The following is a 14642-nucleotide window of genomic DNA, read 5'->3' as shown; positions in this document are numbered from 1 at the left end:
TCTACCAAACCGGTCTGCGTCGCGGCATCAACAGACAGCCATAACTCGTTGTAGTTCTTGGCTTTTCTTATGAATCTACAGCTCTGGTATGCTTTCCGGCCTTCGGCCCGAGGTAGCAACCATGCAACTCATCGATATCGGCGTCAACCTGACCAACCCCAGTTTCGCCGACAAACATCAGGCCGTGCTTGATCGCGCCTATGCCGCCGGGGTCTGCCAATTGGTGCTGACCGGCACCAGCGTCGAGGGCAGCGAACAGGCTCTGGAGCTGTGCCAGCAACTGGATGAGAGCGGTCAACGGCTGTTCGCCACCGCCGGTATTCACCCGCATTCGGCCAGTGACTGGAACGCTGACAGCGCCCGTCGTTTGCGTAGCCTATTTCAAGAAAAAAATGTAGTCGCCGTGGGTGAATGCGGACTGGATTTCAACCGTGATTTCTCGCCGCGCCCACAGCAGGAAAAAGTCCTCGAAGAACACCTGGCCATGGCCGTCGAGCTGCAACTGCCGGTGTTCCTGCACGAGCGCGATGCCAGCCAGCGCCTGCTGGAAATCCTCAAAGGCTTCCGCGATCAACTGCCCGCCGCTGTGGTGCATTGCTTCACCGGCGAGCAAAAGGCGTTGTTCAGTTACCTCGATCTGGACTTGCACATCGGCATCACCGGCTGGATCTGTGATGAGCGCCGAGGCACGCATTTGCATCCACTGGTCAAAGAGATCAAACGCGGGCGCCTGATGCTGGAAAGCGATGCACCTTATTTGCTGCCGCGCACGCTACGTCCGAAACCGAAGAACGGCCGCAATGAGCCGGCGTATCTGACTGAAGTGCTGCGCGAAGTGGCGCTGCATCGCGGTGAAACCGAGGAAGATCTGGCGGCGCACACCACCGCGTGTGCCCGCGCGTTCTACAACCTTCCCGCATTGGCGTAAGCCGCAAAAGATCGCAGCCTTCGGCAGCTCCTACAGGGCATACGCCATCCCAATGTAGGAGCTGCCGAAGGCTGCGATCTTTTGATCTCTTGACCCACATCAATTCGAGTCCTCTGCATAGCAGCACAATGCTGGCACCTTGCCAAAACTGTTTCCGCTATCAGAGAAGACCTCCATGGGTGCCTGGCTTAGCAATATCTCGCTGAAATACAAATTCTGGGCGGTCAATGCGGTCGCCTTCGTCACCACCCTGTTGCTGGTGCTGTACGCCGTGCAGCTCGAACAACAGGCGCGCAGTCACGCGTCTCAGGCCTCGGCGCAAGCCCAGGCGCAATTGCTTAAGGCCTGGCCGGCCGGGCAGCCATTGCCCAAAGCCGATCAGGTGCTGACCTTCAAACGCGGCGAAGCGCCGCGCCTGAATGATCAACCCTTGCTGGAAATCACTGAAAGCAACGGCTGGAACGAGATCAATCAGCTGCCGCTGTTCGGCGACAATCCGTTGATGGGCGCCGAAGTGTTCAGCCGCGCCGACGGTCAACAGGTCGCGGTGATTGCCTATGGCCCGAGCCTGAGTCAGGTGTTCAGCGAGCGTTTCGCCAATTACGCGGTGGCGGTGTTCATCCTGATGTTCGCCATGCTCTGTGCCTCGCAACTGTTGATCCGCTTCCTGCTCAGCCAGCTCAACACGTTGAAAGACGTAATGCTTCACGTTGAGAAAAGCGGCGATCTCTCGGCCCGTGTGCCGCTGGCCGGGAAAGACGAAGTCGGGCAGATGGCCAACGCGTTCAACGCGATGCAGGCAGGTTACCAGCGCGTTGTGACGACCGTCGCCAACACCGCGCGGCAACTGGATGTCGGCGCGGCGCGACTGGCATCGAGCATGAACGAAGTGCGCCACGGCATGCTCGGCCAGCAGAGCGAAACCGATCAGGCGGCCACGGCGATCAATGAAATGACCGCCACCGTTTATCACATCGCCCAACACGCCGGCGCCACCCGCGACCTGTCGCAGACCGCCGATGGCCTCGCCGGCAGCGGTCAGCAAGTGGTCGCGCGGGTGCAGCACTCGATTGCCGGGCTGTCCAGCGGCGTGCAGCAGACTGCCGAGATGATTCAACGACTGGCCGAGGACAGCCAGAAGATCAACGGCGTGGTCAGCGTGATTCACAGCATTGCCGAGCAGACCAATCTGCTCGCCCTGAACGCCGCCATCGAGGCCGCTCGCGCCGGTGAAATGGGCCGAGGGTTTGCCGTGGTCGCCGATGAGGTGCGCAATCTGGCGAAGCGGGTGCAGACCTCGACCGACGAGATAACTACGATGGTCTCGGCGTTGCAGGCTGGCACCCGCGACGCGGTGGACTTCATGCAGGAGAGTTCGTACAAGGCCGACGATTGCGTGCAGCAGGCGCAAGAGGCCGGGGCGGCGCTGGCGGAAATCACCGGTGCGGTGGCGCAGATGCGTGAGAGCAACACGCAGATTGCCGTGGCGGCGGAGCAGCAAAGCCAGGTCGCCGAAGAGATGAACCGGGCGGTGGTGAGTATTCGCGATGTGACCGAGAATACCGTGCAGCAAACGGTGGATTCGGCGACGACCAGTAATGAATTGGCGACGTTGGCCGGGGAACTGAGCAAGGCCATAGGTCAGTTGAAACTCTGAAGATCTTTTTTGTCCATCATCCCTATGATGCCAATAGCCAACCTTGATTCGCCGCCCTCCACGCCCGGGCCTATTCTTCAACCATGAGTTCAACATGGATCGAGGAGTAGAAAACATGGGCAAACGTCACCCCAACCTTCCCGCGTGGCAATGGCGCGCGTACCCGGGCAATCATCAGCACCCGACCAATCTGGTGTTACACCTGATTGCCGTGCCGTTGTTCATCGTCGCGTTTCTGCTGATTGTCTCCGGGGTGTTCAGCCTGAGCCTGGCCAGCGTCGCCATCGGCGTGATCGGAATCGTCGCGGCGCTGGGTTTGCAGCGTCACGGCCACAGCCTGGAGACGCAAGCCTCCGAGCCGTTCAGTGATCGTAAAGATGCGATGTCGCGGTTACTGGTCGAGCAGTTTCTGACTTTTCCGCGCTTCTTTCTCAGTGGCGGCTGGTGGCGCGCCTGGCGTGAGCGCCATCGCCGGCACTGAGTCAGGCGAAGATCGTTACCGTCTGACGACTCATCGCAATCAGCTCACCTTCCGCGCTCCACAGCTTGGCGGCGACATGGCCGTAGCCGTCGGCGGCGTACTCGATGTCGGCCAAGTATTGGCACCAGTCCAGCGTGCTCAAGTCGTGTAACGGCTGAACGAATTCGATGGTCCAGGTCAAGGTGCTGCCCGGTGCCGGCTTCTTCAGATACGGCAGCAGTGCGGGCGGCCATGCATCCACCAGGGCCAGCAGATGCGCCTCTTTGACCGGCTCTTCTTTGACATCGCCGCGTAACCGCACCCAGCCTCCCATCAAACGCGATTGATTACCGGTGAACGGCATGCCGCCGACGCTCCAGCGCATCGCCAGATGACGCATGAATTCCGGGGTCACGCCTTTGATGTAAGGCAGCTCCTGGCATTCGTCCCAGTGTTTCATTGCCGGCGCCGGATACGCTTCCACGGCGACTTCCGAGGGCCGTGAAGCACCGAAGCTGCCTTGAACGATTGTTACCACCTGACCATTCTGCATCGCCCGGCCCATGACCTGGCTGACGGCTTTGCCTTCGCGCAGCACCTCCACTTCGAAGCTCACCGGGACTTCAGGCTCGACCGGTCCGACAAAGGTGATCGCCAGCGAACGCACCGGGCGATCCGCCGGGACTTTCGCGCGCATGGCTTCGTATTGCAGCGCGGCAACCAGACCACCGAAACTGGCACGGCCCTGACCCCATTCGGCAGGAATCGTCAGTTCCGGTTGGCGGCGGACCGCATCGAGCAAATCGCTAAAGCGCATGGGGCAACCTCAGAAAACGAGAAAGGAATGCAGGGATCTTAACCAGACCTGCCGAGCGCCGCAGCGTCTATTCCGGTCAAATGGGCTGACAGAAAGGCCTTACACCCATATCAGCCACATTGAAGATCCCTTGTAGGAGTGAGCCTGCTCGCGATAGCGGTCTGACAGCCAACACAGTTGTTGAATGTCAGACCGCTATCGCGAGCAGGCTCACTCCTACAGGGGGTTGTGGTGATTCAGGTTATTTGAAGCAGGCTGAACTGAGTTTTTCCAGCACGCGATCAGCCTTGCTTTCGGCTTTGATCATGGTCGCCTGCCAAGTGGCGACGCACGGTTGAAGGTCCGCCTCCAGCTCGGCTTTCGCCAGCCACTGCCAGCAATCGTGCCAGTCACCCAGCGCGCCCTGGGCGGACTTCAATCGCGCCAGCGCCGCTTCGGGCAAGCGATCCAGTTCGGGATAGGCTTCGATGCCGTAGCGCACGCGCTTGATCAGCAAGCGCAGGCGGTGGCGGTCGTGAGCCGGATCGTGCAGCGCCTCGTCGAGTTTCTGCCATTGCTTGACGAGGCGTTTTTCGATGCGCTTGTCCAAGCCCTTGAGCAATCCCTGACGCTGGGAAGCACGCAGGAAACGCGGGAACGCGTCGAGAATCATCAGCAGCGAGGCCACTTCAGCACTCGCCGCCAGCGCCGGATAAGCCTCGGCCATCTGCGCCATGCGCCGTTGCGCAGCTTCGGGCTGATCATGCGCGAGCAGGTAAGCCGCCAGTACCTCGCGATCACGCCATGGCGTGGTCAATTGGCCGACTGCCGAAGCGGCGTCTTCCAGTTGTTCGACACCGGGCAAACCGCGCAATGGCCGCAACAGGCTGCGCAAGCGCCGCACCGTGGTGCGCAGATCATGCAGCGCCTCGGGGTCGGTACGTGCCGTCAATCGCGCCTGACAGGCCAGCAGCCGCACCTCCAGACTCAGGACATGAGCCACCAACCGATCAACCAACGCAGACATCACTTGCTCCTGATTCAAATGGCTCTGACGATCATTCTGCTGCCTAGCGAATGCAGCGTCCTTGCTTCACGTCAGCAGCTTAGCGGCCGGCGCGGGATTCGCGAATGTAGAAACGCGCCTTCTCGGCCTTCTTGCTGCAACCTTCAAAGCCCTCGAATTGTTGCTGGGTCTTGGCGGCGGTCAGCAGCGACAACGCTTTGGAATAACTGACGGTGCCGGCAAAACCTTCGGCCTTGGCCAGATCCAGTTCATGCCAGGCCGCGTCGAGCTGGCTGCCGCAGCTGTCGCGGTAAGCGGTTTTACCGGCGCAACCGGCCAATGCCAAAGCCATCAACGGCACACAGATCCAGGCTTTCATCACTCACACCTCAAAATAGGTCAACAGTCGTGCAGGTAAGACGGCTTGGCTGCGAAAAAGTGCCTCGCCGGCGGGTGAAACCGCGCAACTGAGAAGGATATAGCCGAAGGGTCATCCAGTATCGAAAAAACGACGTCACTGGCGCACTGAACGACTTCGGCGATTGAGCCGACCCGGCGATGGGTGCATTGTGCAACCTTGTCGGGAGGAAGTTTGATGAAAAAGCGTGTCGCACTGGTGCTGGGCTCCGGTGGCGCCCGGGGTTATGCCCATATCGGAGTCATTGAAGAGATCGAACGACGCGGTTACGACATCGCCTGCATTGCCGGGTGTTCGATGGGCGCGGTAGTCGGCGGGATCTACGCCGCCGGAAAACTCGACGTTTACAAAAACTGGATCGAAAGTCTCGACTATCTGGATGTGCTGCGGCTGGTGGACGTGAGTTTCCGCCTCGGCGCGATTCGCGGCGAGAAGGTCTTCGGGCAGATCCGCAAGATCGTCGGCGAAATCAACATCGAAGACTTGCGCATCCCCTACACCGCCGTTGCCGCCGACCTCACCAATCAGCAAGAGATCTGGTTTCAGGAAGGCTGCCTGCATCAGGCGATGCGCGCCTCGGCGGCGATTCCCAGCCTGTTCACGCCAGTGATGCAAGGCAATCGCATGCTGGTCGACGGCGGCATTCTCAACCCGTTGCCGATCGTGCCGGTGGTGTCGAGCCACTGTGATCTGATCATTGCGGTCAATCTCAACTCGACCAACCAGCGTCACTACAAACTGCCGGTGATCCAGCGCCCCGCCGCGTTCCGCTCACGCTTCGACAACCTGATCAGATCGCTGGGGTCGAAGATGCCGTTCCGCCGAACACAGGCCGAGCAATTGTTACGGCTCGAACAGGAAGCGCTGCGCGCCGAAGCGGCAGACATCAATCCTTGGCTTGAAGGCGCCGAGCCGGAAAGCCAGCAACCCGCAGCCGCGCCCGAGCGTGAAGGCGCGCCAAAATCGGCGACCGGTTCGTTCATCATCGATAACGTCGGGCCGGCGTCGTTGCTGGATTTGATCAACCAGAGTTTCGAGGTGATGCAGACCTCGCTGGCGCAGTACAAGATTGCCGGTTATCCGCCGGATATCCTGATCAACGTGCCGAAGCGGGTGTGCCGGTTTTTCGAGTTTTACAAGGCGCCAGAGCTGATCGCGTTGGGGCGGGAGATTGCGCGGGATACGCTGGATCGGTATGAGAGTGAGCAGCAGCAATAAAGATCAAAAGATCGCAGCCTTCGGCAGCTCCTACAGGGGAACGCATTCCTATGTAGGAGCTGCCGAAGGCTGCGATCTTTTAGCTATCCCGCAGATTCCAACAGCCGATACCCTACCCCTGCCTCTGTCACGATAAACCGCGGCCGCGTCGGATCATCCGCCAGCTTCTGGCGCAAATGCCCCACCACAATCCGCAGATAATGGCTGTCCTCGGTGTGGGTCGGCCCCCAGATATCCTTGAGCAATTGCTGCTGGGTAATCACTCGCCCCGGATGCCGCGCCAGTTGCGCCAGCACTGCGTATTCCTTACGAGTCAGCGCCACTTCGACGCCATCGAGCAACACGCGCCGATAGGCCAGATCGACCGTCAACGGGCCAAAGCTCAGCGCAGCTTGCTGGGCCTCCCCCGCCGGTGCCTGACGCAACAACGCACGCACCCGGGCGAGAAACTCCTGAATGCCGAACGGCTTGGTCACGTAGTCATTGGCGCCGCCGTCCAGCGCCTGGACTTTCTGCCCTTCGCTGGCGCGTACCGACAGCACCAGCACCGGCGTCGTTGCCCACTCGCGAAACTCGCGCAGCACTTGCTGGCCGTCCATGTCCGGCAAGCCGAGGTCGAGCACCAGCAAGTCCGGCTTGTTCAAGGCTGCCTGCGCCAGCCCCTCGGCCCCCGTGCCAGCCTCGAGCACTTTGTAGCCTTGGGAAGCGAGGCTGATGCGCAGGAACTTGCGAATCTGCGGTTCGTCGTCGATGACCAAAATGGTCGCGGTCTGGCTCATGAATTCACATCAACACAAAAGAGTGGCAAGAGAGTAGCGCAGTCGCAATCAGGCTTCATCGTCCATCCCCGGTTGCGTCTGCAACGGCAAGTGCAAGGTAATGCAGGTGCCGCGCCCGTCGATGCCGTCGGCGACACTGATCCGCCCACCGTGCGCACCGACCATGCCCTGACAGATCGCCAGCCCGAGGCCGGTGCCTTGCCCCCCGCGATCACCCCGGGCAGCGGTGTAGAACATGTCGAAAATCTTCGCCCGTTCATCCTCGGGAATCCCCGGCCCCTCGTCGCTGACCGAGAAGAAAATCTCTTGGTCATTCGCTCCCGCGCTGAGTTGCAAACGACCGTGAACGGGTGAGAACCGCGCTGCGTTTTCCATCACATTGACCAATGCCTGTTCGATCAACGCGGCATGCACGAACAACAGCGGCAACTCGCTCGGCACATCGGTGCTGACCTGCAACGGCGCGAGTACCGCGCGCAGGCGGTTGAGCGAACTGCCGATGATATCAGCCGGCGACACCCAGTCCCGCGCCAGCTTAAGCGCACCGTGGCCGAGGCGGGTCATGTCGAGCAGATTCTGGATGTAGCGATCAAGGCGCTCGGCTTCATCGCGAGTGCCTTCGAGCAGTTCATGTCGATCCTCCAGCGGGATCGCTTCGCCGAGGGCCAACAGGCTGTCGATGCTGCCGCGCATGGCGGTCAGCGGCGTGCGCAAATCGTGGGACACGGAGGCCAGCAAGGCACTGCGCAGTTGTTCGGTTTCACCATGCAGGCGCGCGGCTTCCAGGTCATCAGCCAACTGCGCGCGCGCCAGCGCCTGGGCGAGCGGCTGGCTCAACGCGGTGAGCAAGCGCCGACGCTGGCCGCTCAGAGTCTGGCCTTCCTTGGCACACACGCCGAGCAACGCCAGCGGCCCGTCCTCGACCGACAGCGGCCACCACCACCAACGCCCGAGCGGCAGCGTGCCGGTGCCCATGCCCGCCGGTTGATCGTGTTGCCAGGCCCAATCGGCAGCGGCGCGTTCGGCCTCGGTGAATTGCAGCGGGCCGCCGGTTTCGACTTTCCAGCTGCCCTGACCGTCGCGATTAAGCAGGCACAGTTGCAGATCGCTCCAGCCATTGAGGTGTTGCGCGGCGGCGCTGACGACGGCCTGGCGGTCGGTCGCGGCAGTGAGTTTGCGCGACAGGTCGAGCAGTTCGGTGGTCTCTTCCTGGGTGTCGCGCAAGGCCTGCAACTGCCGACGCTGACGCGCCGCAAGATTGCCCGTCAGTGCCGCCATCAACAGGAAAAACAGCAACGTCAGCACGTCTTCTTCGCGCTGAATGCTGAAGGAAAAATTCGGCGGAATGAACAGAAAATCGTAGGTCAGAAACGACAGCGCCGCACAGGCCAGCGCCGGGCCGAGGCTGCTGCGCACCGCCACCAGCAACACCGCCGCGAGAAACACCAGTGAGATGTTCGGCAGCGGCAATACGCTCGACACCGCCCACGCCAGCGCACTGGCCAACACCGTGGCGACCAGCGCCAGCGCATAGTCGAACCACACCAGTGTCAGCGCGTTGCGCGTGCGCGGTTGATGCTGTTCATGGTCGCTGTCGAGGACGTTGATTTCCAGCCCGTGAGCTTGACGCAACAAACGCGCCGCGAGTCCGCCGCCGAACAAACGACGGCGCAGACGTGGCCGGGACTGCCCGACCAGCACCAGACTCGCGCGGCGTTCGGTGGCATGCTGGATCAGGGTTTTTGCCACTTCACCGGCACGTAGTAGAACCACCTCGCCGCCCAGGCGCTCGGCCAGTTGCTGAGCGCTTTGCAGGCGCAGACGCGATTGCTCGTCGCGTACGGTGCCGTTGTCGACGTGCACCAGACTCCACGGCAAATGCCGGCGCTGAGCGACGCGACTGGCGTGGCGCACGAGGCGTTCGGCCTGCGCATCACCATCGACGCCGACCAGTAATCGGCCCCGTACCGCCGGGGCTGCCTGACCGAGTTGGCGATAGCCTTGGGCGAGATCATTATCGACCTGCGCGGCGGCGGTTTGCATCGCCAATTCACGCAACGCGGTGAGGTTGGTCTGGGTGAAAAACGCATCGATCGCCGCGCGCGCCTGCTCGGGTACGTAGACCTTGCCTTCGCGCAGCCGCTCAAGCAATTCGCGCGGCGGCAGGTCGATCAGCAGCAGTTCATAGGCTTCTTGCAGCACCCAGTCCGGCAGGGTTTCGCGCACTTGCACACCGGTGATGCCGCGCACTTGGTCATTCAGACTTTCGAGGTGCTGGACGTTGACTGTGGTGTAGACGTCGATGCCGGCGGCGAGCAGTTCCTGAATGTCTTGCCAGCGCTTGGCGTGACGGCTGCCGGGCGCGTTGCTGTGGGCCAGTTCATCGACCAGCACAAGCTTCGGTTTGGCTGCGAGCAAGCCGTCGAGGTCCATTTCTTCGAGCATTACGCCACGGTATTCGGAGCGCACCAGCGGTTGCTGCGGCAAGCCGCCGAGCAGTGCTTCGGTCTCAGCGCGACCGTGGGTTTCAACCACCCCGGCGAGGACTTTCACGCCTTGACGCAGTTGCGTGTGGGCGGCCTGGAGCATGGCGTAGGTTTTGCCGACACCGGGGGAGGCGCCGAGGAAAACCTTCAGGCGGCCACGGCCGTCACGGGGCAAGTCTGCTAACAGTGCGTCGGCGCGGCCGGAGTCGCTCATGCTTGATGCTCTCTCTTCATGATAGTTATGCAGTGTTCTTTCGGCCCTCTTCGCGAGCAGGCTCGCTCCCACATTTGGAACGCGTATCCCTGTGGGAGCGAGCCTGCTCGCGAATGGCCGCGCCGCCGATCTACAATTTTTCCAATGCCATGTTCAGCTCAAGCACATTCACCACCGGCGGCCCCACCAGCGGCTGTTCGATGTGCGCATCGAGCAGTTGCTGCACAGTCGATACCGGCAGATTTCGCGCCGCTGCGACACGCGCCAGTTGATAGGCAATCGCCGCCGGTGGCAAGTGTGGATCGAGGCCGCTGCCGGAGGTGGTCAGCAAGGCCAGTGGCACCGGGCCTTGCCCCGGAACCTGCAATTTGTTGGCATCGTCGATCACCCGCGTGGCGAGTGCCGGATTGCTCGGTGCCAGGTTGCTCGCGCTGCTGGAAACCGTCGCAAACGCGCCAGCGGAGGGACGTGGATGGAACCACGCATCGCCGACGAAATCCTGGGCGATCAACGACGAGCCACGGACTTTGCCGTCGGCGTCGTGCATCAGGCTGCCGTTGGCTTGAGCGGGGAATGCGACTTGCGCGACACCGGTCACCACCAGTGGATAGGCGACGCCGGTGACCAGGGTCATCAGCACCAGCAGGCTCAGGGCCGGACGTATCATTGTGGACATTTCAAAATCCTCGAATTCGTTGGGCAAACTTTGGTGGAGTGTCAGGGAGATCTTTTCCCCCTCACCCCAGCCCTCTCCCCCAAGGGGGCGAGGGGGAAAGGGAGCCGATATTTGTGCAGTTCAAACCTGAGTTCGACTCGGGATTTCAGGTCGGTACAGCTTCCGTAAACACCTCGCTCAGTCCCCTCTCCCTCTGGGAGAGTTAGGGTGAGGGGCTTTTTTCAGCCTCACACCAGATGCAGCGCCGTGAGCAGCATGTCGATCGCCTTGATCCCCACAAACGGCACCAGGATCCCGCCCAATCCATAGATCAACAGGTTGCGACGCAACAACGCCGCCGCACTCGCCGCCTGCACGCGAACCCCGCGCAGTGCCAGCGGAATCAGCACGACGATAATCAAGGCGTTGAAGACGATGGCCGAGAGAATCGCACTCTGCGGACTGGTCAACTGCATGATGTTGAGCACGCCCAGTTGCGGATAAATCGAGGCGAACAGCGCCGGCAGAATCGCGAAGTATTTGGCCACGTCGTTGGCGATGGAAAAGGTCGTCAGCGCGCCACGGGTCACCAGCAATTCCTTGCCGATCTGCACCACGTCGAGCAGCTTGGTCGGGTCGCTGTCGAGGTCGACCATGTTCGCCGCTTCGCGTGCTGCTTGCGTGCCGTCGTTCATCGCCATGCCGACGTCAGCCTGAGCCAGCGCCGGCGCGTCGTTGGCGCCATCGCCGCACATCGCGACCAGGCGACCGTCGTTTTGTTCGTGACGAATGCGTGCGAGTTTTTTCTCCGGTGTGGCTTCGGCAAGAACATCATCGACGCCCGCTTCAGCGGCGATGGCAGCGGCGGTCAGTGGGTTATCACCGGTGACCATCACGGTACGAATCCCCAGTTTGCGCAGTTCGGCGAAACGCTCGCGGATGCCTGGTTTGACCACGTCCTTGAGGTGGATCGCGCCGAGCAATTTGCCGTCGGCGCAGACCAGCAATGGCGTGCCGCCGCTCTGCGCGATCTTGTCGATTTCCCGCGACAGCGCCGGGGCCAGGTCCGAACGTTTTTGGCCGAGGAAACTCAGCAGCGAGTCCACCGCGCCTTTGCGGTAGACGCGACCCTGATAGTCGACACCGGACAAACGGGTTTCAGCGCTGAACGGCACAGCGGTCAGGGTTTCCAGCGCCGGCTCAGGTTGCGGATGCAGACCGCGCAGGTATTCAACGATGGACTTGCCTTCAGCGGTTTCATCGGCCAGCGAGGCAAACAACGCACCTTCAGCCAGCTCACGACCATTCACACCAGGCGCGGCATACACCGCGCTGCAACGACGGTTACCGAAGGTGATGGTGCCGGTCTTGTCCAGCAGCAACACATGCACGTCGCCCGCTGCTTCCACCGCACGACCGGACTTGGCGATCACGTTCAGACGCACCAGACGATCCATCCCGGCGATACCGATCGCCGACAGCAAACCGCCAATGGTGGTCGGGATCAGCGTAACCAGCAGCGCCACGAGGAACACCAGCGGCAGGCTGCCGTTGGCGAAATGGGCGAACGGCTGCAGGGTCACGACCACGAGCAAGAAGATCAGGGTCAGGCCGATCAGCAGGATATCCAGCGCCACTTCGTTCGGGGTCTTCTGGCGTTTGGCGCCTTCGACCAGCGCGATCATGCGATCGAGAGTGGACTCACCGGGGTTGGCGGTGATCTGCACCAGCAACCAGTCAGACACCAGTCGTGTGTTGCCGGTAACGGCCGAACGATCGCCGCCGGACTCACGAATCACCGGCGCCGATTCACCGGTGATCGCCGCTTCGTTGACCGCCGCGATGCCTTCGATGACTTCGCCGTCACCGGGGATCATCTCCCCGGCTTCGACGCGCACCACATCGCCTTTGCGCAGGCTCGCCGCCGGCACCACTTGAAAGCTGCCGTTGGCCAGTTTGCGCCGGGCGCTGAGGCCTTCGCTGCCAGCCTTGAGGCTGTCGGCGCGGGCCTTGCCACGACCTTCGGCCAAGGCTTCGGCGAAGTTGGCGAACAGCACGGTGAACCACAGCCACAGGGCGATTTGCGCAGCGACGAAGGTCGGCACGTCGGCGTCGGGAATGAAGCACAGCACGGTGGTGAAAATCGCCGTCAGCTCAACCACCAGCATCACTGGCGAACGTTTCAGTTGCCGAGGGTCGAGCTTGACGAAAGCTTGCAGCAGCGCCGGCCGCCACAGGGCCGAGATCGCGGTTTTCGGTGCGTCTGCCGACTTGATCGGCTCTGCAGGTTTTGCAGGAACGTGCATATTCATGATGGATTCCTTAGAAGCCCATACTTAAATGTTCGGCAATCGGGCCAAGCGCCAGAGTCGGCAGAAAGGTCAGGCCACCCACCAGCAAAATGGTCACGGTCAACAGGGTCACGAACAGCGGGCCGTGGGTCGGGAAGCTGTTCTGGCCGATCGGTGCGGTTTTCTTCATCGCCAGGCTGCCGGCCAGCGCCAGTACCGGGAGGATGTAACCAAAGCGGCCGATCAACATGCCCAGACCGAGCATCAGGTTGTGGAACGGCGTGTTCGCGCTCAGGCCACCGAACGCCGAGCCGTTGTTGGCACTGGCCGAGGTGTAGGCGTAAAGCAACTGGCTGAAACCGTGCGGGCCAGGGTTGCTGATGGTCGCCGCAGCACTGGGAACCGCGGCGGCAATCGCACCGAGCACCAACACACCAACCGGCATGACCAGCAAAGTCACCACCAGCAATTGCACCTCACGCGCCTGCAGTTTCTTGCCGAGGTATTCCGGCGTACGCCCGATCATCAGACCGGCGAGGAACACCGCGATCAGCACGTTGAGCAACATGCCGTAGAGCCCCGCGCCGACGCCGCCGAAGATCACTTCGCCAACCATCATGTTGACCAGCGCGACCATGCCGCTAAGCGGGTTGAGGCTGTCGTGCATGCCATTGACCGAGCCGTTCGAGGCGGCCGTGGTGGTCACCGACCAGAGCACGGTGGCGGTGGTGCCGAAGCGTGCTTCCTTACCTTCCAGCGGCGCGGTCTGTTCAACCGCAGCGTTGTTCAGCGTCGGGTTTGGCTGATACTCAGCCCACAGCGAAGTCGTCCCGCCGATCAGGAACAGCGCCAGCATGCAGGCGATGATCGCGCGGCTCTGACGCAGGTCCTTGACGTAGTGGCCGAAAGTGAACACCAGCGCCACCGGAATCAGAATGATCGAAGCGACTTCGAACAGGTTGCTCCACGCCGTCGGGTTCTCGAACGGATGCGCCGAGTTGACGCCGAAGAAGCCGCCACCATTGGTGCCCAATTGCTTGATCGCAATCTGACTGGCGGCCGGGCCGAGCGGGATCACTTGATCGACGCCTTGCATCGTCACCGCATTCACATATTGCGCGAAGGTTTGCGGCACGCCCTGCCAGACCAGATACAGCGCCAGCAACAGGCACAGTGGCAGCAAGCCGTAGAGGGTGGCGCGGGTCATGTCGACCCAGAAGTTGCCGAGGGTTTTCGTCGATTTGCGGCCGATGCCACGGCACAGCGCAACCAGCACGGCGAGGCCGGTGGCGGCGCTGACGAAATTCTGCACGGTGAGGCCGACCATCTGGCTCAGGTAGCTGAGGGTCGCTTCACCGCTGTAGGACTGCCAGTTGGTGTTGGTCATGAAACTGACCGCGGTGTTGAACGCTTGCGTCCATTCCTGGCCCGGCAGGTTCTGCGGGTTCAGCGGCAAGTGATCCTGAAACAACAGGATCGCGAACAGCAGCAGAAAACCGGCGAGGTTGAACGCGAGCAGCGCCAGCGTGTATTTCTGCCAGCTCTGTTCAGCTTGCGGATCGACCCCGGCGATGCGATAGCAACCGCGCTCGACCGGGCCGAGAACCGGCGTCAGCCAAGTGCGCTGACCTTCCATCACCTTGTAGTAAAAGCGCCCGAGCAGCGGCGCCGGCAGCAAGACCAGCGCAAAAAAAGCGAGGATCAGCCAATAGTCATAACTGTGCATAGCCGCTC

General features: G+C 61.6%; 12 protein-coding genes. 4 read left to right on the top strand and 8 right to left on the bottom strand.

Features of this window, described 5'->3' with window-relative positions; all coding sequences use genetic code 11:
- The first annotated feature begins 121 nt into the window (after positions 1-121).
- From ACI514_RS04110 to ACI514_RS04100, 3 genes are all read left to right on the top strand, one after another.
- Complete coding sequence (locus ACI514_RS04110; RefSeq protein WP_160058925.1) at positions 122-928, top strand: TatD family hydrolase; 807 nt, start codon at positions 122-124, stop codon at positions 926-928.
- A gap of 175 nt (positions 929-1103) precedes the next feature.
- Positions 1104-2585, top strand: coding sequence for a methyl-accepting chemotaxis protein (locus tag ACI514_RS04105; RefSeq protein ID WP_160058926.1), 1482 nt, complete (start codon positions 1104-1106; stop codon positions 2583-2585).
- A gap of 115 nt (positions 2586-2700) precedes the next feature.
- Positions 2701-3066, top strand: a complete 366-nt coding sequence (locus ACI514_RS04100; protein ID WP_160058927.1) for an Mpo1-like protein — start codon at positions 2701-2703, stop codon at positions 3064-3066.
- A gap of 1 nt (position 3067) precedes the next feature.
- Here the strand turns inward: ACI514_RS04100 and ACI514_RS04095 are convergent, their stop codons facing one another.
- From ACI514_RS04095 to ACI514_RS04085, 3 genes are all read right to left on the bottom strand, one after another.
- Positions 3068-3862, bottom strand: a complete 795-nt coding sequence (locus ACI514_RS04095; RefSeq protein ID WP_160058928.1) for an acyl-CoA thioesterase II — start codon at positions 3860-3862, stop codon at positions 3068-3070.
- 241 nt (positions 3863-4103) lie between these two features.
- Complete coding sequence (locus ACI514_RS04090; protein WP_405123128.1) at positions 4104-4868, bottom strand: CHAD domain-containing protein; 765 nt, start codon at positions 4866-4868, stop codon at positions 4104-4106.
- Between the two features lie 79 nt (positions 4869-4947).
- Positions 4948-5226, bottom strand: a complete 279-nt coding sequence (locus ACI514_RS04085) for a hypothetical protein (protein WP_007908543.1) — start codon at positions 5224-5226, stop codon at positions 4948-4950.
- A 216-nt stretch (positions 5227-5442) separates the two neighbouring features.
- Between ACI514_RS04085 and ACI514_RS04080 the strand changes: the two genes are divergently transcribed.
- Complete coding sequence (locus ACI514_RS04080) at positions 5443-6483, top strand: patatin-like phospholipase family protein (RefSeq protein ID WP_122597144.1); 1041 nt, start codon at positions 5443-5445, stop codon at positions 6481-6483.
- 83 nt (positions 6484-6566) lie between these two features.
- Here ACI514_RS04080 and ACI514_RS04075 read toward each other — a convergent pair whose 3' ends face one another.
- From ACI514_RS04075 to kdpA, 5 genes are all read right to left on the bottom strand, one after another.
- Complete coding sequence (locus tag ACI514_RS04075) at positions 6567-7262, bottom strand: response regulator (protein WP_122597145.1); 696 nt, start codon at positions 7260-7262, stop codon at positions 6567-6569.
- 48 nt (positions 7263-7310) lie between these two features.
- The gene (locus ACI514_RS04070) at positions 7311-9962 is read right to left on the bottom strand and encodes a DUF4118 domain-containing protein (RefSeq protein WP_405123127.1); all 2652 of its coding nucleotides are present in this window, start codon (positions 9960-9962) and stop codon (positions 7311-7313) included.
- 130 nt (positions 9963-10092) lie between these two features.
- On the bottom strand, positions 10093-10638 hold the full coding sequence (gene kdpC / locus ACI514_RS04065) for a potassium-transporting ATPase subunit KdpC (protein WP_405123126.1): 546 nt from the start codon (positions 10636-10638) through the stop codon (positions 10093-10095).
- Positions 10639-10865: 227 nt separating this feature from the next.
- Positions 10866-12929 carry a potassium-transporting ATPase subunit KdpB gene (kdpB, locus tag ACI514_RS04060; RefSeq protein ID WP_405123125.1) on the bottom strand — a complete coding sequence of 688 codons (2064 nt, stop codon included), beginning with the start codon at positions 12927-12929 and terminating at the stop codon, positions 10866-10868.
- A gap of 10 nt (positions 12930-12939) precedes the next feature.
- Positions 12940-14634 (bottom strand): potassium-transporting ATPase subunit KdpA, encoded by a 1695-nt coding sequence (kdpA, locus tag ACI514_RS04055; RefSeq protein WP_160058932.1) that lies wholly within the window; start codon positions 14632-14634, stop codon positions 12940-12942.
- Positions 14635-14642 lie beyond the last annotated feature (8 nt).

It is taken from the genome of Pseudomonas sp. M20 (assembly GCF_045037865.1).
Classification (GTDB): Bacteria; Pseudomonadota; Gammaproteobacteria; order Pseudomonadales; family Pseudomonadaceae; genus Aquipseudomonas.
This window is presented reverse-complemented; position numbering and strand designations above follow the sequence as displayed.